Genomic DNA, 19165 nt, shown 5'->3' on the forward strand with positions numbered 1-19165 from the left:
CAGGCGCCTCCCCCTTCGGCTCGTGCGCGCGTGGTGCACGCTGGTCATCGCGTCGTCCATGGCCGGCACGGCATGGCTCATGGCGGTCGGCGTCGGCGGTTCGGCCGTCGTCGTGGCGCTCACGACCACCGTGTCGGCGGCGATCTGGCTGATCCAGCGGCCCCGCCGACGGTGGCGGCGACTCCCCTGGTTCGCCCTGGCCTATGTCGCGTGGGCGGTCCTCTCGCTGCTGTGGACGGAATGGCCGCGCGCGACCGCGATGACGCTCGCGCTGCTGCTGGCCACGACGGCGCAGGCGATCTTCGTCGCCTCCGTCCTCACGGGGCGCCAGATCATCGAGGCGATCGCCGCGGCGGTGAAGTGGATGCTGGCCCTCTCGCTCGCCTTCGAGCTCTGGGTCTCGCTCGTCTGGCAGGGACCGATCCTGCCGGGATTCGTCCGCCCGGGGCCCGACTTCACCGGCGATCCGATCATGTTCTGGTCGCGCGACAAGCTCTTCACGGACGACCGCATCCAGGGGATCTTCGGCAACGCCAACTCTCTCGCCTACATCGCGCTCCTCGGACTCGTCGTGTTCGGGCTGCAGATCAACACCCGCGCCGGCCGGCGCGGACCGCTCGTGGTCTGGTCGCTGCTGGCCGCGTTCTGCTTCTGGCGCGGCTCATCCGCGACGGCGGCGATGTGTGCGATCGCGATCGCGATCGTCATCGTCGTGGTGCTGCTCATGCGGCGCGCGCGAACGGCACGGACGCGCCGCGTCCTCTACATCGTCTTCACCGTCACAGGCCTCGCCCTCATCACGTCGCTGTGGATCGCGCGAGAAGCCCTCTTCGAGATGCTGGGGCGCTCCTCCGATCTGAGCGGTCGCAAGGAGATCTGGGCGACCGTGGGCGAGCGCTTCGCGGAGAGCCCGATCATCGGCTGGGGTTACTCCGTGCCGTGGGTGCCCACCGACCCGTTCTTCGACGGATGGATCGTCGACCGGGGCGTCACGGTGATGCAGGCGCACAGCACCTGGTTCGACGTCGCGATGCAGCTGGGCATCGTCGGGGTGCTCCTCTTCGCCGTCGCCCTCGGCGCGTTCACCTGGCGCGCGTGGTTCCTCGCGCTCGGCCGCATCCCCCGTCCCGGCGACGCACGGGAGCCCCGGTCGCGTCTGCTGCTCATCCCCGCGCTCGTCGCGACGATCCTGCTCGTCCAGAGCATCACCGAGTCGTCGCCGCTGCTCAATTGGGGCTGGTTCCTGCTCGTCATGCTCGCCTTCGCGATCAAGCAGGCCCCCGCCTCCGTGCGCGGCACGCCCGTGCGACGTCGATCGACGCTGGCCGCCGCGTGGCCGCTCGAAGGCGGGGCCCCGATCGAGCGCGGCGCGCCCGTGGGAGGCGCGGCGTGAAGACTCCGCCGGCGCTGTCCACCTCGTGGATCGTCCGCACCCTCGACTCCGCCGCCTTCGCGCAGGCATTCGCACACACCGCGATCGCCGCGGTCTTCGCGCAGCACCTCGTCGAGCGGACGGCGGGCCGGGTCACCTGGCTCACCGTGATCGCGGGGCTGTGCGTGGTCGGGGCGGCCGTGCTCCTGGTCCGCCGTCGCGAATTCACCCTCGTGCGGCTGATCCCATCGACCCTCGTGATCTTCCTGGGCTGGGCGCTGGCCAGCGTCACCTGGACCACCGACACCTCCGGCACCCTCGCCGGATGGCTCTCGCTCGCGTCGATCGCGTTCCTCGCCGTCGTCATCGCGAACACACGCGACACGCTGCAGACGGTCCGCGCGCTGGCCGACGTGTTCCGCGTGCTCCTGGTGCTGTCGCTGGCGCTCGAGCTGCTCTCGGGCGTGTTCTTCGACATGCCGTTCACCTTCCTCGGCATCGAAGGCGACATCGCCGCTCTCGGACCGGTCCAGGGCATCTTCGGCACCCGCAACTCGCTCGGCTTCATCGCGGTCCTGGCGTTGATCACCTTTTACATCGAATGGCGGACGGTGTCGGTGCGCACCGGCGTCTCGCTCTTCTCGGCGGTGCTGGCCGCGCTCCTCGCCGCGCTCTCGGACTCCCCCACCGTTCTCGTCCTCGCCGTCGCCACGGGGATCGCGACGGCGGCGCTCGGCCTCGTCCGACGCACACGCCGCGGGCTGCGGCGGACGGTGCAGTCCATCCTCGGCGCGATCGTCGTCGTCGGTGCGCTGGTCGGGTACCTCTTCCGCGAACGCATCATCGCCTGGATCGGAGCGGGCACCGACTTCTCGATCCGCGCCGAGCTCTGGGACCAGATCGCCTCGTTCGTCCGGGTCGAGCCCGTGCGCGGGTGGGGCTGGTTCGGCACGTGGTCGCGGACGGACTTCCCCTTCAACGCGATCAACTTCGCGCTCGGGGATCGTCACACCTCGGCGTTGAACGCCTACGTGGACGTCGTCCTGCAGCTCGGGTGGGTCGGTCTTCTCATCTTCATCGCGTTCGCCGGCCTGGCTTTGGGACGCGCCTGGCTCGTCGCGAGCGAGCGTCGGTCGATCCTCTACGCCTGGACGCCGCTCATCCTCGTGACGGTGCTCGTCGATGCCCTGTTCGAGAGCTTCCCTCTCCACGGGTACGGCTGGCTGATGCTCGTCCTCTGCGCCCTGCGCGCCGGGCAATCGAGGTCCTGGCGGGAGAACATCCGGGAAGCCGCGCGGCCGGCATCGCCCGCGAGCGGACTGCCCGACGACACCTCGACGGGAACGCACGGCATCGCACGGTAGGATCGGGCCGGTGAGCGCGCAGGTTTTCGACCCGACATCGGCGAGCATCGCCATCGTCACTTTCAACCGCTCCGCGCTCCTGTCGCGGCTGCTCGAGAGCATCGTCCGGATGGATCCGAAGCCCGGGCGCGTGGTGATCGTCGACAACGCGTCGACCGACGACACGACATCCGTCGTCGAGTCGTTCCGCGATCGGCTGGGGACCCAGCTGGAGTACCGGCGACTCGAGACGAACACGGGCGGGTCCGGCGGATTCAGCGAGGGCGTGCGCGTGGCGTACGAGCTGGGCTCCGAGTGGATCTGGCTCATGGATGACGACGTCGAGGTGCTTCCCGACGGGCTCGCCAAGATGGGTCGCTGGGCGCCGCGCTTCCGCAGCATCCAGGGCCGCCGGTACGACTACGACGGCAGCGAGTTCTACTGGCAGTACCGCATCGCCGAGCGCATGGGCATCCCGATCCCCTTCGCCCCCGCCGGGTTCGGCGAGTCGGGATACAAGGAGATGAACTCCGGTTGCTTCGAGGGGATGTTCATCCACCGCGACATCGTGGCCCGCATCGGCCTGCCCGATCCGCGCTTCTTCATCTACTGGGACGACCAGCTCTACGGCTGGCTCGCCTCCCGCATCACGACGTCGGTCATCGTCGACGAGTTCGTCCTGCGCCGCACGCGTGAGATCCGCCAGTGGGACATGGGCATCCGACACATGAACGCCTCGAGCAACGCCTACCGGTACTACATCATGCGCAACCGGGCGCACATCAAGCAGTACTACCGGACCAAGGGCGTGTACAACCCGGTGCTGTTCGGTCTCGGGACGACGCTGACCTTCGGCAAGGAGCTCATCCGACTCTTCCTCGTCGAGCGCACCGTGCGCGGCACGTCCAACCTCTTCCGCGGCCTCCGCGACGGCCGGCGCATCTCGCGCGACCGTACCTGGCAGCCGATGCAGCCGCTGATGGATCAGCCGGCCCGTCCCTGACGAAAGATAGACCATGCCTCACCTGCTGCAGCGCGCCGTCCTCCCGCTCGAGCACGATCCCGACCTCCTTCCGCTCTACGTCGATCCCGAGACCTGGACCGAGATCGACGAGGAGCCCGTGCGCGTGTCGTCGCGGGCCCAGCTGTCGAACATCCTCGGCCGCTCGGAGGCGCGCATCGTGGGCGGGCGACGGGTGTCGTTCGGCACGTACTTCAATGCGTTCCCGGCGTCGTACTGGCAGCACTGGACACCGGTGCGCGCGGTCACGCTCACGGTGCGCACCGAGGGGACCGCCACGGTCCTCGTCTACCGTTCCAACGGCGGCGGCACCCGCCAGCGGTTGGAGACGCGCGAGGTGACCGGCGAGGCGACGAGCACGTTCGACCTCACCCTGAATCAGTACAGCGACGGCGGATGGATCTGGTTCGACATCGCGGCGGACCGCGAGGACGCTCGGTTCCTCGGGGCGGAGTGGACGACCGAGCAGGAGCCGACCCGCTCGGGCAAGGCCTCGCTCGGCATCACGACATACAACAAGCCCGACTACTGCGTCGAGACCCTCCGCGCCCTCGATGCGGCGCCCGACGTACTCGAGCTGGTCGATCGCATCTTCCTCATCGACCAGGGCACGGACCGCGTCGACGCTCAGCCCGACTTCGCCGAGGTCGCCGACAGCCTCGGCGAGACCCTCCAGATCGTCACACAGCCCAATCTCGGCGGCTCGGGCGGCTTCGCCCGCGCGATGCACGAGACGCTGCAGCGGCCTGAGAGCGACTTCGTGCAGCTGCTGGATGACGACGTGCGCATCGAGCCGGAGTCGCTCCGTCGCTCGATCGTCTTCGGTCGATACGCGACGACGCCGACGATCGTCGGCGCCCACATGTTCGATCTGCTCGACCGCCCGAAGCTCCATGCCTGGGCCGAGGTCGTCGATGATGCGCCGTTCATGTGGCGCACGCTGCAGCAGGAGAAGATGCCGCACGACTTCTCGGTGGCGAACCTGCGGCAGTCGCCCGAGCTGCACATGCGGCTCGACGCCGACTACAACGGCTGGTGGATGTGCCTCATCCCGGTCGAGGTCATCCGCCGAGTCGGACTGTCTCTGCCCGCCTTCATCAAGTGGGACGACGCCGAGTACTGCCTGCGCGCCCGCGAGGCCGGGTTCCCCACGGTCTCGATGCCCGGCGTCGCGCTCTGGCACGTGTCGTGGGTGGGCAAGGACGATTCCATCGACTGGCAGGCCTACTTCCACGCGCGCAACCGCATCGTCGCCGCGCTGCTGCACTCGAACAGCGCACGGGGGGGCACGCTGCTGCGACACAGCCGGCGTCTCGACCTCAAGCACCTCATGATGATGCAGTACTACCCCGTCGAGCTGCGTCAACGCGCACTGCGCGACATCCTCTCGGGGCCTGAGCACATGGCGAGGGGAATCGCAACCGCCATGCCTGCCGCCCGGGCTCTGCAGAAGGACTTCCCCGAGACCGTCGTGCACCGCGACACGGGCGTTCCGCTCCGTTCGCGAAAGGGGCGTCAGGTGTTCAAGCGTCTGCCCCGCCACACCTTCGACAGTCCGACGGGCCTCAAGCTCCGGTGGTTCACGCTGTCCACTCTCGCGTCGCATTGGCTGCAAGCCCCTCGCCCTGAGAACGTCGCTCAGCCCGAGGTGGAGTTCGGCAAGGGCGACGCGCAGTGGTGGCGTCTTCCCCGCTATGACAGCGCCCTGGTGAGCGCTGCCGACGGGTCGGGCAAGAACATCTACACGCGCGACCGGGCGGCCTTCCGCCGGATGCTGCGCGAGAGCCTGCGCCTGCACGCGCAGCTCAAGCGCGACTGGCCGAAGCTGTCGCGGCGCTATCGTCGCGCGATGGGGCAGCTGACCTCTCCCGAGTCGTGGGAGCGCATCTTCGACCACGCGGGAAGCTGAGCCCTTAGGCTTCGCCGTTGTGGTCCGCGTTGTACCGGTCGAGCACGTCGCCGATCGGCCCGTCGAGGACCAGAACGCCCTTGTCGAGGTACAGGCCGCGCGTGCAGAAACGTCGCAGGTCCTTCTCGTTGTGGCTGACGAAGAACAGCGTCCGCCCCTCGGCGAGCAGCTCGTCGATGCGCTTGTAGCACTTCGCACGGAACGCACGGTCGCCGACGGCGAGCACCTCATCGACGAGGAGGATCGGCTCGTCCAGCTGCGACACCACCGAGAACGCCAGGCGCACCTTCATGCCGTTCGAGAGGTGCTTGTACGGGGTGTCGACGAAGTCGGAGATCTCGGCGAACTCGATGATGTCGTCGAAGCGACGGCTGACCTCGGCCTTCGACATGCCGTGCAGCCCCGCCGTCAGGCGCACGTTCTCCCGGACCGTCAGGTCGCCGACGAAGCCGCCCGTGATCTCGATGAGCGGTGCGACGCCGCCGTGCACCTCGACACGTCCCTCATCCGCCAGCAGGACGCCGGCGACGAGCTTGAGGAGCGTGGACTTCCCCTGCCCATTGCGCCCGACGACGCCGATCGACTCGCCCGGCTCGACCGAGAACGAGACATCGCGAAGAGCCCAGAACTCGCCCGGCCTGCTGCGACGGGACGCACCGCCGAACAGGTCCTTCAGATTGCGCCGCCCGCGCCGGTTGCGGCGGAAGCGGACGCCGAGGTCGCGCACCTCGATCGCGAGTCCCGTCATCACAGCTCCTTCAGCACCGGACGCTCGAGGCGTGAGAAGACGAGGAGGCCGAGCCCGAAGATCAGGATGCTGGTGACGGCCCCGACGATCACCGACAGCGTGTCCCATTGATCGGGGAAGAACCCCACGCGGTAGAGCGTGAAGATACCGGCCAGCGGATTGAACGCCCCGAGTTCCTTGAAGACGCCGGGCAGGTCGGCCACGCCGTAGATGATCGGCGAAGCGTAGAAGAGCGCACGGAGGACGAGCCGCGTGGTGCGCTCCAGATCGCCCCAGAGGACGCAGAGCGGGGCGACGATGAGCCCCAATCCCAGCAGCAGGATCACCTGCAGCACGACGGCCACGGGGAACAGCAGAAGAGCCGGGTTCACCGTCGCACCGCCGAAGATCGCGAACATCGCGAGCACCGGGAGCGAGAAGAGGAACTCGATGCCCTTGCTCAGAACGATGCGTCCCACCCAGATCGAGCGAGGGATGGAGGTCGACCGCACCAGTCGCGCGTCCTTGTTGAAGGCGCGCGTGAAGTCGGTGACCGCCGAGTTGAACCACACCCAGGGCAGCAGAGCGGTGATGAGAAAGACGATGTACGGGTTCTCGCCGACATCCCGATGGAAGACCTGCGTGAAGACGAACCAGTAGATTCCGCTCATGACGAGGGGATCGAGGACCGACCACAGGTACCCGAGCGCGCTCGTGGAGTACCGCACCCGCAGGTCGCGCGCCGACAGCAGCCACAGAGAGTGGAAGTAGCGCCGCGGCGATCCGGGGGCGCCGACGACGGCGGGACTCACCCGACGAGTTTACGTGTTGACGGCTCGAGACTCATCGCTGGAACCGACGCGGCAGGAACCTACGCAGCAGCCGCCTGACCGCAGCATCCTGCGCCTCCAGTTCGCGTACACGCTCGGAGGCGAGGACCGCTTCCCGCGTCTTGTTGTCCAGCCGCACCTCGATCCGCGCCCGCTCCTGCGTCCCTTGCTCGATCTGCGCCTTCAGATCCTCGATCTGTGCCGCGGCGCGTTCGAGAGCATCCTCGCCTGCGGTATCCAGCCGCGCTTCAAGTTCAGCGATACGACGTACGGCGCGGCGCAGATCCGCCACGAGCGGCCCGGCCGGAAGCGAGGGCGCCTTGCCCTGCTGCACGCGGCGTCCCTCGACGATCGGCCATTCGTGGAACCGGGAATCGAAATTGTCGACATCGACGCCTCGGTAGACGATGTCACCATCGAGGGCGACCATGATCGAGAGCTGGTCTCGGCGCGAGTACCGCAGGACATGGTCGGCCCAGACTCGCATGGCACCAGCGACCCGCGCATTGCGCCGGCGAACGAGGAGCGCCGTCCAGTGCGGGCGCGCCTCGAGAACGTCGGGAACGGTAGTCGCGTAATCCGTCAGCTGCTCGTAGACCCGGCCGCGATCGTCGTAATTGAGTCGAATCACCTCGTCGAACTCGTCGATGAGTATTTCGCGATAGCTGTGAGTTGGCAACGCCATGTCGGCGTCCTCGGGCAACCAGGCAGCGACCAGTTCTTCAGGCGTCACCTTCAGCCGCACGGACGCGTCTATGTACAGGCTCACGTCGAACTCGACGTCCGTCTGAGGACCGAGGATCTTGTGCAGCCGCGCACTGCGCACGGGGTCCGCGGCGAAAGCCGGTTGCACCACCTGGATCTCCCACGTATCACTCGTCAGATCGGGGTCGTCCGTGAAGCAGATGAACCGAGCCTGGCTGTCCCGGGCCACCGGCTGATCGAGGAGTGAGTCGTAGCGGCCGAACAGCGAAGTGAAGACGACGAGGCTCATGCGGAGCCCCACGAAGCGTGCGGCAGCACGGACAGCATGCACATGGGTCCAACCGTAGCCGCTGTGCGCGCACGGGCTGCTCAGGCTCGACGAACTAAAGTGGAGCGCATGCTGCAGCGCGTGAGCCACCTGGCCGAAGCCGCACGCTCGCGAACGCGAGCAGCGGCACGGACCATCGCCGTGCGCTACGGCGGACTGCCGCATTCGGTCGGAACGGTGGACAGCCCTCCGCCTCCCGTCGCACACGACGTCACCCAGCTGTGGCTGCGGAACCTGACCAGTCGCGACCCGATCACCGACAGCACGAGCGACGAAACCGTGACGATGACCACCCACGGGCAGCGCATCCGTGATGTCTGGCTCGCCATCGAGTCCATCGGGCGAGGAGACAGGTTGCCCTCCCGAATCATCCTCTGGCTCGACGAGGGCACGAAGGTCCCCTGGCGGCTGCGTCGCTTGCGCTCGCGCGGCCTCGAGATCCAGCAGGTCGCTCGAGGCTGGGGCGTCCACACGAAGTACTGGCCGTATGTCTCCCGCGTCGACCCCGTCGGACCGCTGGTGACCGCCGACGACGACATCCTGTACCCGCCGAATTGGCTGCAGGACCTGCACACGTTGCACGAGCGCTATCCGGATGACGTCATCGCGTTCCGCGCGCACAGCATGGTCATGGTCGACCATGACAACTTCGCCCCGTACAGCTCGTGGCCCACATGCACGAGCACCGAGCCCAGTTACGCGCACTTCGCGACGTCGGTCTCGGGCCAGCTCCTACCCACGGGCTTGCAGAACGCGTTGCGAGAAGAAGGGCCGGGGTTTATCGACATCTGTCCGACTGCTGACGATGTCTGGATCCATCGATGCGCCGTCGCTCACGGCTTCCGTACCCGCCAGGTCGAGGAGAGGTCGTTGCATTGGTGGTTCATCCCCGGTTCGCAGACCTCCGGGCTGAATGCGGTCAACGTGGTCGGCGGGGCCAACGATGCGCAGCTGCGTGCGACACACACCGAGCTGACACGCGGACGTATCTGGGCTTCCGCGGGAAGGCCTCAGCGCACCTGAATGTCCGCGTGGACGGTCCCCGTCTGGCGGTGCTCCATCGGGACGAAGAAGGTCGCGGCCTGCCAAGCAACGGCCAGCGAAGAACCGTTCTCGTCAGCCACCTCAGCGTTGACGAAGTACTGTCCGCCCGCGAATGCCGAGTTGCGAATCACGTACTCCACTTCGGTCTTCCCCGCCTCGACACGGCCGTGCGGCTGCTCGAGGCGCCGGCTCCCCGTGCCGAGGACCTGCTGACCCGACGGAGTATCAATGCTGACTCCGGTGTTCCAGCGCTCGTAGGGCTGGGTGTGGTTGACGACGATGCGGACGTGGATGTCTTCACCGGGCTTCACATCAGACAAGGGGGTGCCATCAGCAGCCTCGATGCGAACGGCTTCGATGGACGAAGTCGGTGCCTTCTCTTCGGACTCCGGGTGGAGTTCTGCTTCCAGGACATCGGCATTCTCCGCATTGCGACGCCGGCGGCCCTCCAGCACCTCACGGTGCACGCGGGTGGCTGCCGCCGCAGACCCCGAGAAGACGACCTCACCATCGTGGAGGACGACGCCCTGATCGCAGATCTCCATGACCTGCGCCGCGGAGTGAGAGACAAGGATGATCGTCCTGCCCTCCGCCTGGAACTCGCGGATCTTGTCCATGCACTTGCGCTGGAAGGCTTCATCCCCGACCGCGAGCACCTCATCCACCAGCAGGATGTCGGGGTCGGTGTGGATGGCGACGGCGAACGCGAGTCGCACGTACATCCCGGAGGAGTAGAACTTGACCTGCGTGTCGATGAAATCGCCGATCTCCGCGAACGCCACGATGCTGTCGAACTCCGCGTCGGTCTGCTCCCGCGACAGACCAAGGATCGCGGCATTCAGGTAGACGTTGTCGCGACCGGACAGATCCGGGTGGAATCCGGCGCCGAGTTCGAGCAGAGCGGCGAACCGGCCGCGTCGACGCACGGATCCCGAGGTCGGATCGATGATGCCGCCGATGATCTTCAGGAGAGTGCTCTTGCCCGATCCATTGGGCCCCATGAGCCCGATGGTCGATCCGGCCGGGATGTTCACGGACACGTTCTTGAGAGACTGGAACACTTCCTGGTGCAACCGCCCGCGTCTGCCGAAGGTCACCACGCGCTCTTTGATCGAGTTGTCTCGACGGATGGTGAACTTCTTCGACACGTCCTCGACGACGACGACGTCGGGCCCGGTCGGTCGATCCTGGGGAGATGTAGACCTGTTTTCGGTCACGTCGGTCAGAGCTCCTGTGCGAAGTTGCCTTGTAGGCGGGCGAAAAGGCGTTGGCATGCCCATACGAGGACGAGCCCGATCACGAATGCGATCGCCATTCGGAGCGCCAGATGAGGGGGATAGTCGGCCGGTGAGCCCGAGACCCAGAAAGCACGGTGGAATCCGAGCACCGCGAGCGTCAGGGGGCTGTTGGTGTAGATCTCCAGAAGCCAGGCGGGGAAGCCGAACTCATCGAAGACGCGATTGACCATTGTCCACGCGTAGACGATGGGCGATGCCCACATCGCCAGCATCAGCACGACCTGGGTCAGGTACTGGACGTCCCTGAGGTAGACATTCAGCGCGGAGAGGAAGAGGCCGGTGGCGAGACCGTAGACGATGATGAGGCCGACGGCGGGGACGAAGTAGATTAACCCCATGGAGAAGGGGGGAACCCCGAGGATGAAGCAGGCCGCGATCAGGACGGCGAGCTGCACCAGGAACGTGAACATCGCCGACCCGATACTGGCGAGCGGGAAGATCTCGCGAGGTACGTAGACCTTCTTCACGAGTCCCGAGTTGGCGACGATCGATCCCGTGGACCCCGAGAGCATCTCTGAGAAGAAGGCGTAGATGGTCAAGCCGGAGAAGATGTAGATAGCGAAGTCGGGGATCCCGCGCGCAGCCCCGAGGAACTGCCCCATCACGACGTAGTAGACGGTGAGCTGGACGATCGGGTTGATGAGCACCCAGAGCAGCCCGAGCGCGCTGTCCTTGTACCGCGCCTTGATGTCGCGCCGCACGAGCAGCGCCAGCAACTGTCGATGAGCCCAGACCGCTCTGACCGAAGCGACGAAGCCCGTTCCTGAGGCTATCGGGGCGAGTGGCTCGTGTTCGAGGCGTTCGAAGCGAGCGAGAGCGCTATCGGTCACAGCGGAGTTCCATTCGATTCGCCAGGCACAACGACCAACGATACAGCGCGGCGTCTGTGAACCGCCCGCGGAGGGCGCGGGTCACCAGCGCTCCCCCAGCTGAGCCTCCAGTACCGGCGCGAGGGTGCGCGCGTACGAGCTGGAGAGGTGGTTGTCGTCGCGATAAACCGCGACGTTGCCGACCACGGCGGGGCAGACGTCGTCCGGGCAGATCCACTCGGTCAGATCGACGTGCGTGATGCTCTCTCGCTGCAGGATCCGTGCCGGATTCGTAGCGGCCAACGAGCTGCCGCGCGGCATGGAGCAACCGTCCGGGTCGTCCGATTCGATGACGCAGCCGAACATGTCGTAACCGAACCTCGGGTTGTCGCGCACGGCGATGATCGGGATGCCGGCGGCGTCCATGCGGTCGAGGAACCGCTCGATCCCCGGCCGGAGGCGCTCGTCCTCGTCGCCCGCGTCGGCGGCGGTGACGATGGTCATGACCGCCGACGGCATGATCGCCTCCACATGGCTGATCGCCGCTTCGCGCCACTGCGGGCAGGAGTCGGGATCGAACCCGGGATCGTCCAGGCCCATGGCGCAGCCACCGCGCACGAGGGTGATGACGCCCCAGCCGCGCTGCTCGGCGACCGGCACCAGAGCCGCCGTCATCTGCTGCGCGTGCGAGTCTCCGATCACCACGATCAGCTCGCTCGCGCGCTGGGTACCCGGCATCTCGAAGCACGAACCGTGCAGGATGTCGTCGGTGACGGCGCGCGGGCCGCTGCACTCGAGCTCGAGCTGAACCCATTCGTCTTCGATCGCGGTCGCGAGCGGGATCATCGGAAGTGCCACGTCGGGCTCGGAGATCTCTTCGTCGAAGAGCACGTGCGCACCCGGGTTCGCGATGAGCTGCTGTTCGGCGGCCCTCTGCTCCCGGTACGCGGTCATGCCCTGCCACGTCCCGACCGGAACGACGACGATGAGCGCAGCGACGGCGACCACCGCGAGAGACGGCATGACGCCGCGTTCGGCCCGGCGCCACTGCCGCACGGGGTGGTCCACGGCGAACGTCAGCAGTCGCGCGCACACCATGGAGGCGACGACGATGGCGAGCCCGCCGACCAGACCGACCTCGGTGCGTTCGCGGACGACGAGCCACGTGACGAGGATCGGCCAGTGCACGAGGTAGAGACCGTACGCGTCACGGCCGGCCAGCCGGAGGGGGCGCGACGCGAGCAACTGAGCGGGCCCGTGACCGGCGTCTCCAGTGCCCGAGACCACGACCATCGCCGCGCACACGACCGGCCAGAGGGCCAGGTACCCCGGGAAGCCGCCCTCGACGTCGAGGACGACCCCGCAGGCGAGCAGTCCGGCGATGCCCGTCCAGCCGAGGACCGTGCTCAAGGCGGGCCCGGGCCGCAGGTACGGGAGCGCGACGACCAGCAACGACCCCGCAGCGAACTCCCACAGGCGAGCCCCCGTGTCGAAGTACGCCAGCTGCTGCGCGGCATCCGTGCGTACGACGGAGTACCCCAACGAGATCACGAAGACCGCGCCGAACACCACCGCGACGACCGCATCCGGAGACCGCCGGAATCGCCGAATGATCAGCAGGCACAGCGCGAAGAGAACGGCCCACAGCACGAACGCCTGCCCCTGCACGGAGAGTGACCAGAAGTGCTGGAGCGGGCTGAGCCCCTCGCCGCGGTTGTAGTAGTCGACCGCGTCAGCCGCGAGGACCCAATTCTGGACGTACAGCAATGACGCCCATGTCTGCTCCCAGAGCGACCGCCACATCGTCGCCGGGTAGAACAGGCGCACCAGCAGCAGGACGAGCACGAGCGTGACCGCGGCGGCGGGCAAAAGACGCCGGAACGTCCCGACAAGCCGGCGCGCGATGTCCGGTGGCGCTCCGGTGTGGATGCGGTGCAGGAACGTACGCGTCAGGAAGAACGCGGACAGCATCAGGAAGACGTCGACACCGCCCGATACGCGCCCGAGCCAGACGTGGTAGGTCACGACCAGCAGGATGGCGACGGCCCGAAGACCGTCGATGTCGGCGCGGTACCCCCAGCGGTCCGTCTCCGGTCCGGCGATACCGCTCACGCGGTCCGTCAGCGAACCCACGACATCCTCACGCGAGGTGGTTGTTCCACATCGACAGCGCCGAGCCGATGGCCATGTGCATGTCGAGGTACTGGTACGTGCCCAGGCGCCCACCGAAGTGGACGTCCTGCTCGCCCTTGGCGAGGTCGCGGTACGCCAGCAGTCCGGCGCGGTCGTCGGCCGTGTTCACCGGGTAGTACGGCTCGTCGGCGCGGGTCGCGAAGCGCGAGTACTCCCGCACGATGACGGTCTTGTCCGTCGGGTACCGGTCGGCGCGCTCCGGGTGGAAGTGCTTGAACTCGTGGATGCGGGTGTACGGCGCATCGGCGTCGGCGTAGTTCATGACGCTCGTGCCCTGGAAGTCCGGGATGTCGAGGACGTCCTGCTCGAAATCGAGGGTGCGCCACGACAGCTCGCCCTCCGTGTAGTCGAAGTAGCGGTCGACGGGGCCGGTGTAGACGATCGGCACCTGGCCGACGGTCGCCTTCTTGTTCAGCGGCTGCGACTCGTCGAAGAAGTCGGTGCTCAGCTTCACCTCGATGTTCGCGTGGTCGGCCATGCGCTCGAGCCAGGCGGTGTAGCCGTCGACCGGAAGGCCTTCCCAGGTGTCGTTGAAGTAGCGGTTGTCGTAGGTGTAGCGGACCGGCAGGCGCGAGATGATCTCGGCCGGCAGCTCCTTCGGATCGGTCTGCCACTGCTTCGCGGTGTAGTCCCGGATGAACGCCTCGTAGAGCGGACGGCCGATCAGACCGATGGCGCGCTCCTCGAGATTGTTCGCCTGCTTCGGGTCGAACTCGCCCGCGAGCTCCTGGATGAGGTCGCGTGCCTCACCGGGCGTGTACGCCGCCTGGAAGAACTGGTTGATCGTTCCGAGGTTGATCGGAAGCGGGTACACGACGCCCTTGTGGGTCGTATAGACGCGGTGGACGTAATTCGTGAACTGCGTGAAGCGGTTGACGTACTCCCACACCGTCGCGTTCGAGGTGTGGAACAGGTGGGCCCCGTACTTGTGGACTTCGATGCCGGTGGTCGGCTCGTTCTCGGTGTAGGCGTTGCCGCCGATGTGGTGACGTCGGTCGATGACCGTCACCTTGCGACCGGATGCCGCGGCACGCTCGGCGATGGTGAGGCCGAAGAAGCCGGAGCCGACGATGAGGAGGTCCATGGGGCGAACGCTTTCGTTTCGGGGCAAGGAAGAAGCCTGTCAGCCCGGTAAGGGGCATCGTGTGATTCTACGCGAGCCGCCCCGCGGGCCTGAGGAGAGCATGGGAAGCCCAAAGAGAGCGTCGGCTACGATGTTTCACTGGTGTCATTCGAGAAGGTGGATCACGATGCTCCAGGAATGGTATGTCGCGATACCGCCGTTTCTCGTCGCGGCCATGGCGATGATCCTTCCCGGCCTTGCCGTCCTCATCGCCGGATGGGGCGTTTCGCGCATCTCTCTGCTCTTCGTCGCACCGGCCGTGTCGACGGCGCTGCTTGCCGTTTCCGCGACCATCGCTCCCATCATTCGACTGCCGTGGTCGCCGATTCCGCTCGCGCTCCTGACCCTGGTAGCGGTGGCTGTCGCCTTCGCTCTCCGTCGCTGGGTCGGGCCACAGAACGCTGCACCACGCGGCCTGTGGCGGGCGCTCGCACCGATGGCCGCTTTCGTGATCGCTGCGGCTGTCGTCGGTAGTCAGCTGGTGTGGGCGTTCGGGCGGCCCGAGAACATCTCGCAGACGTTCGATGCGATCGTGCACCTCAACACGGCGGCCTACGCCATCGATACAGCGGACGCCTCGGCATTCCACATCGGGGACACGTCTGATATCCCGTTCTATCCCAACGCTTGGCACAGTCTCGTCTCGCTTGCGGCGCTGTCGACGGGTGTCACGACACCCGTCGCCGTGACCGCCGCGAACATCGCCATCGGCGCCATCGCATGGCCGGCCTCGTGCATCGCACTGGCGGGAGCCTTCTTCCGCGGCCGGACCGCGGCTCACATCTCGGCGGCAGCTCTCGCCACCGGGTTCGGGGCGTTCCCGATGCTGCTGTTCTTCTTCGGCGTCCTTTACCCGAACGTGTCTGCCTACGCGGTCCTGCCGGCCGGTGTCGCGGTCGTCATCTGGCTCCTGCGAGCCGACTCCGTTCGCGACATGGCGCGATGGTCCGTTCTGCTTCTCGTGCTCTGCGCCGGGATCGGCCTTGCGCACCCGAACGCCTTCCTCGCGCTCTTCGCATTCGGAGCCGTGCTTGCGGTCGCCGAGTTGGCAAAGCGGACCATGGCAGACCCCACCCGTCGGACCTGGGTGCTCAACGGAACCCTCGCCGTCGCGATCCTGGTGGCCGGCGCTGGCCTCTGGCGCCTCTCGCGCACGAACTACGAGATGTCGCGATGGGGCCCCTGGCAGAGCACGGCACAGGCATCCGGGGAGGCCCTCCTACTGTCGCCCCGCGCCTATCCGGTCACGGTGACGGTTTCGGTCCTCGTCGTCGTAGGCCTGATCGCGATCGTCCGGCGGCCGAGGCTCCACCCGATCGCCCTGCCCTACGTCGTCGCATGCTTCCTGTTCGTGCTGGTCTCCGGGACCCGCGTCAACAATGTTCTTCGCGAGATGGTCACCAACCCCTGGTACAACGACTCGTTCCGCCTCGCCGCGCTCCTTCCGGTCGCAGGAATTCCTGTCGCGACACTGGGCGCGGTCGTGATCGTCGATGGAGCGCGGTATCTGCTGTCACGGTGGCAAGCACCTGCAGCGGTGTCGGTGGTCGCCGCTTCCGCCGCAACCGTCGCGATCTTCTCCGTGGGCATCGGGCCCAACGTTCTCCGGGTCGCAGGTGACACACGCACCGTCCACATGATGGACTCGACCTCCCCGCTTCTCTCGATCGAAGAACAGCGGCTTCTCGAGCGTCTGGATGAGACGACTCCGGCGGATGCGCTCATCGCCGGAAGCCCATGGACGGGTACTTCGCTGGCATACGCCGTCGCCGGTCGCGAGGTGGTCGAGAAGCACATCTTCGGTTCGCGCGACGCCGATGAGATCTACTTGGACGAGAACCTCCGCAATATCGACTCCGATCCCCTTGTATGCGAGGCCATCGACGCGCTCGGCGTCGATTACGTCCTCGATTTCGGCGCACAGAACGTCTGGAACAACCCGGCGGCCTCAGTCGACCGCGACGGCATCCAGAACCTCCCTCCGGCGGTGTCCCTCGAACTGATCGACTCGGAGGGCTCGGACGCGAAGCTCTACCGCGTCGTCGGGTGCGATCGATGAGCGGTGCTCGACCCGTCGCAGTCGCCTACGACTGCCTTTTCCCGTACACCACCGGCGGCGGTGAACGGCAGTACCGCGCGTTCGCCGAGGCGATGGTGAGTCGCGGCGAATGCGTCGAGTACCTCACCGCCCGTCAGTGGAACGATGCGAACCCCCCGCGCGAATCGTTCGCCGTCCGAGAGATCACGCCCGAACTGACTCTGCACGACGCCTCAGGCGTTCGCCGTATCAGCGCCGCGGCCCGATTCGCCGCAGGACTCTTCCGATCGCTCCTCCGCCGGCGTCGGGCTTACTCAGCCGTCCTCGTGAGCGGCCTGCCCGTGCTCAACGTCTTCGCTGCACGTCTGGCCCTGCTGGGCTCCGGAACGCCCCTGGCTGTCGACTACCTCGAGGTGTGGGGCAGGCATCAGTGGATCGAATACGCCGGCGGACTCATGGGCAACGTGGCATGGGGCCTCCAGCGGCTAGCTATCGCGGTGACGCCCATCGCCACCTGCCACTCGCAGTTGAGCGCGAACCGCCTCCGGGCGGAAGGGTTCCGCGGAGAACTCCTCCTCAGTCCGGGACTGATCGACGATCGCACGGCCGACGCGTCGTCTCAACCGGCACCCGTCGCGAACCCTCCCTTCGTCCTCTACGCCGGGCGTCACATCCCCGACAAGAGAGTCGAGGCGCTTCCCGCCGCCATCGCTGTCGCCCGCGAGGATTTCCCCGACCTCAGACTCGTCATCCTCGGCGAGGGGCCGCAGAGCGCGGCCATCGATGAGGCGATCCGCGCGGTCAACGGCGCCGATTGGAGCGAGCGTCCCGGGTTCGTCTCAGAGGAGACGTTGACGGAGCTCATGAGTACGGCTGCCGTGCTCGTGAATCCGTCTCGCCGCGAAGGCTACGGTCTGGTCGTGGTGGAAGCCGCCGCATCCGGCACTCCCGTCGTCCTCGTCGCGGACCCATCGAACGCCGCCATCGAGCTCGTCAGCCCCGGGGTCAATGGCGCTATCGCCCCCGACATCGACCCAGCATCGCTGGGCGGGGCGATCCGGACCGTCCTGCGCGGCGGGGCCGACCTCCGACACAGCACGCGTGCCTGGTACGACGACGCCGTGCGGACCCGCACGATCGGGCGTACCGTGGATGGAATCCTCGCGGCGTTCGACCGCGCCCGAAAGAAGACCCGCGGGGCGCGTTCAGCCTCCGCGCAGGAAGGACCTCTGTGAACGACCAGCCGGAGATCGAGCTGACGATCCTGATGCCGTGCCTCAACGAGGCGGAGACACTCGAGGTCTGCATCCGGAAGGCGCAGGGCTTCCTCGCCCGTACCGGAATCAGCGGCGAAGTGCTGATCTCCGACAACGGCAGCACCGACGGATCCCAGGAGATCGCGACCCGGCTCGGCGCTCGCGTGTCCCCCGCCCCCCGTCGTGGGTACGGCGCCGCTCTGATCAATGGGATCGAAGCCGCTCGCGGGCGTTACATCATCATGGGCGACGCCGACGACAGCTACGACTTCGAGAACCTCGAGCCGTTCGTCGAGCGGCTCCGCGCGGGCGCCGACCTCGTCATGGGCAACCGCTTCGCTGGAGGCATCGCTCCGGGCGCCATGCCTCCCCTCCACAAATATCTCGGCAACCCCGTGCTCTCGACGATCGGTCAGCTCTTCTTCCGGCCGAACGTGCGCGACTTCCACTGCGGTCTGCGCGGATTCAATCGCGACCGCATCCGCGACCTCGCTCTGCAGACGACGGGCATGGAGTTCGCGTCCGAGATGGTGGTGAGGGCGTCCTTGTCGAAGTACCGCATCGAAGAAGTTCCCACCACGCTCAAAAAAGATGGCCGATCGCGTCCCCCGCACCTGCGCAGCTGGCATGACGGGTGGCGTCACCTCCGGTTCCTCCTGCTGTTCGCTCCGCGCTGGCTCTTCGTCTACCCGGGTCTCGTCGCGTTCTTCCTCGGAGCCGTCACCGTCGCGGTTCTCGCATTCGGTGGGATCGAGGTGGCCGGCATCGGGTTCGATGTCACGACGATGGTCTACGCCAGCGCACTAACGGTTCTCGGGTATCAATCCCTCCTCTTCTTCTGGCTCACCAAGCTCTACGCGACCCAGGAGGGCTTCCTCCCCACAAGTGCCCGTTATCGGGCGATCGTGGCTAAGTGGTCGGCCGAGCGTGGTCTGCTCATCGGCCTTGGCCTCTTCCTGCTCGGCGTCGTGATCGGCGTCGTCCAGGTGGTCCGGTGGGGCAGCATCGACTTCGGCACACAGGATGCTGCGCAGGCCGTCCGCATCGCGATCCCCAGCGCCCTGGGCATCATCCTCGGGTTCCAGACGGTCATGATGAGTTTCTTCTCGGGCGTGCTCACGACGCCGCGCCGCGAGCAGAAGCCCGAAGCCGTCATCGAGAGCTGACCC

Annotated in this window: 15 protein-coding genes; 8 read left to right on the forward strand and 7 right to left on the reverse strand. The window is 66.9% G+C overall.

Annotated elements, in window-relative coordinates; all coding sequences use genetic code 11:
* The first annotated feature begins 58 nt into the window (after positions 1 to 58).
* From C1N74_RS12075 to C1N74_RS12090, 4 genes are read left to right on the forward strand one after another with little or no spacing between them, the layout of a single operon-like run.
* Positions 59 to 1393, forward strand: coding sequence for an O-antigen ligase (locus C1N74_RS12075; RefSeq protein ID WP_181405524.1), 1335 nt, complete (start codon positions 59 to 61; stop codon positions 1391 to 1393).
* Complete coding sequence (locus tag C1N74_RS12080; RefSeq protein WP_181405525.1) at positions 1390 to 2736, forward strand: O-antigen ligase; 1347 nt, start codon at positions 1390 to 1392, stop codon at positions 2734 to 2736. The genes C1N74_RS12075 and C1N74_RS12080 overlap by 4 nt, the downstream gene beginning before the upstream one ends.
* Positions 2737 to 2746: 10 nt before the next feature.
* Positions 2747 to 3718, forward strand: a complete 972-nt coding sequence (locus tag C1N74_RS12085) for a glycosyltransferase (RefSeq protein WP_023955415.1) — start codon at positions 2747 to 2749, stop codon at positions 3716 to 3718.
* Between the two features lie 13 nt (positions 3719 to 3731).
* Positions 3732 to 5645, forward strand: a complete 1914-nt coding sequence (locus C1N74_RS12090) for a glycosyltransferase (RefSeq protein WP_137750608.1) — start codon at positions 3732 to 3734, stop codon at positions 5643 to 5645.
* Between the two features lie 4 nt (positions 5646 to 5649).
* Here the strand turns inward: C1N74_RS12090 and C1N74_RS12095 are convergent, their stop codons facing one another.
* Genes C1N74_RS12095 through C1N74_RS16415 form a run of 3 tightly spaced genes read right to left on the reverse strand, consistent with a single transcriptional unit; the run spans position 5650 to position 8196 of the window.
* A complete protein-coding gene (locus tag C1N74_RS12095) occupies positions 5650 to 6393 on the reverse strand; it encodes an ABC transporter ATP-binding protein (RefSeq protein ID WP_103843127.1) in 744 nt (247 codons plus the stop codon).
* Entirely contained in the window at positions 6393 to 7184 is a 792-nt protein-coding gene (locus tag C1N74_RS12100; protein ID WP_023955423.1) for an ABC transporter permease, read from the reverse strand. The genes C1N74_RS12095 and C1N74_RS12100 overlap by 1 nt, the downstream gene beginning before the upstream one ends.
* A 31-nt stretch (positions 7185 to 7215) precedes the next feature.
* Entirely contained in the window at positions 7216 to 8196 is a 981-nt protein-coding gene (locus C1N74_RS16415) for a glycosyltransferase domain-containing protein (RefSeq protein WP_103843125.1), read from the reverse strand.
* Between the two features lie 108 nt (positions 8197 to 8304).
* Between C1N74_RS16415 and C1N74_RS16420 the strand changes: the two genes are divergently transcribed.
* Entirely contained in the window at positions 8305 to 9258 is a 954-nt protein-coding gene (locus C1N74_RS16420; protein WP_181405526.1) for a hypothetical protein, read from the forward strand.
* Here C1N74_RS16420 and C1N74_RS12110 read toward each other — a convergent pair.
* The 4 genes from C1N74_RS12110 to glf all read right to left on the reverse strand — a co-directional run bounded on the left by C1N74_RS12110 (position 9246) and on the right by glf (position 14663).
* Positions 9246 to 10379: an ABC transporter ATP-binding protein gene (locus C1N74_RS12110; protein ID WP_258317925.1), complete on the reverse strand. Its 1134-nt coding sequence runs from the start codon at positions 10377 to 10379 to the stop codon at positions 9246 to 9248. The two genes, C1N74_RS16420 and C1N74_RS12110, sit on opposite strands and share 13 nt — an antisense overlap.
* Positions 10380 to 10501: 122 nt before the next feature.
* Positions 10502 to 11293, reverse strand: coding sequence for an ABC transporter permease (locus C1N74_RS12115; RefSeq protein WP_258039141.1), 792 nt, complete (start codon positions 11291 to 11293; stop codon positions 10502 to 10504).
* 195 nt (positions 11294 to 11488) lie between these two features.
* Complete coding sequence (locus C1N74_RS12120; protein WP_181405527.1) at positions 11489 to 13519, reverse strand: acyltransferase family protein; 2031 nt, start codon at positions 13517 to 13519, stop codon at positions 11489 to 11491.
* 7 nt (positions 13520 to 13526) lie between these two features.
* Positions 13527 to 14663: a UDP-galactopyranose mutase gene (gene glf, locus C1N74_RS12125; protein WP_103843117.1), complete on the reverse strand. Its 1137-nt coding sequence runs from the start codon at positions 14661 to 14663 to the stop codon at positions 13527 to 13529.
* Positions 14664 to 14829: 166 nt separating this feature from the next.
* Between glf and C1N74_RS16425 the strand changes: the two genes are divergently transcribed.
* From C1N74_RS16425 to C1N74_RS12135, 3 genes are read left to right on the forward strand one after another with little or no spacing between them, the layout of a single operon-like run.
* A complete protein-coding gene (locus tag C1N74_RS16425; protein ID WP_181405528.1) occupies positions 14830 to 16761 on the forward strand; it encodes a DUF6541 family protein in 1932 nt (643 codons plus the stop codon).
* Positions 16758 to 17975, forward strand: a complete 1218-nt coding sequence (locus C1N74_RS12130; protein WP_181405529.1) for a glycosyltransferase family 4 protein — start codon at positions 16758 to 16760, stop codon at positions 17973 to 17975. The genes C1N74_RS16425 and C1N74_RS12130 overlap by 4 nt, the downstream gene beginning before the upstream one ends.
* The gene (locus C1N74_RS12135; protein WP_258039140.1) at positions 17972 to 19162 is read left to right on the forward strand and encodes a glycosyltransferase family 2 protein; all 1191 of its coding nucleotides are present in this window, start codon (positions 17972 to 17974) and stop codon (positions 19160 to 19162) included. Before C1N74_RS12130 ends, C1N74_RS12135 begins: the two co-directional genes overlap by 4 nt.
* Positions 19163 to 19165 lie beyond the last annotated feature (3 nt).

The organism is Microbacterium sp. SGAir0570 (assembly GCF_005491085.2).
GTDB classification, from domain to species: Bacteria; Actinomycetota; Actinomycetes; order Actinomycetales; family Microbacteriaceae; genus Microbacterium; species Microbacterium arborescens.

Coding starts and splice junctions, on each gene's coding strand:
- C1N74_RS12075 (WP_181405524.1), top strand. CDS start 59: ATGGCCGGCACGGCATGGCTCATGGCGGTCGGCGTCGGCGGTTCGGCC.
- C1N74_RS12090 (WP_137750608.1), top strand. CDS start 3,732: ATGCCTCACCTGCTGCAGCGCGCCGTCCTCCCGCTCGAGCACGATCCC.
- C1N74_RS12095 (WP_103843127.1), bottom strand. CDS start 6,393: ATGACGGGACTCGCGATCGAGGTGCGCGACCTCGGCGTCCGCTTCCGC.
- C1N74_RS16415 (WP_103843125.1), bottom strand. CDS start 8,196: ATGAGCCTCGTCGTCTTCACTTCGCTGTTCGGCCGCTACGACTCACTC.
- C1N74_RS16420 (WP_181405526.1), top strand. CDS start 8,305: ATGCTGCAGCGCGTGAGCCACCTGGCCGAAGCCGCACGCTCGCGAACG.
- glf (WP_103843117.1), bottom strand. CDS start 14,663: ATGGACCTCCTCATCGTCGGCTCCGGCTTCTTCGGCCTCACCATCGCC.
- C1N74_RS16425 (WP_181405528.1), top strand. CDS start 14,830: ATGCTCCAGGAATGGTATGTCGCGATACCGCCGTTTCTCGTCGCGGCC.
- C1N74_RS12130 (WP_181405529.1), top strand. CDS start 16,758: ATGAGCGGTGCTCGACCCGTCGCAGTCGCCTACGACTGCCTTTTCCCG.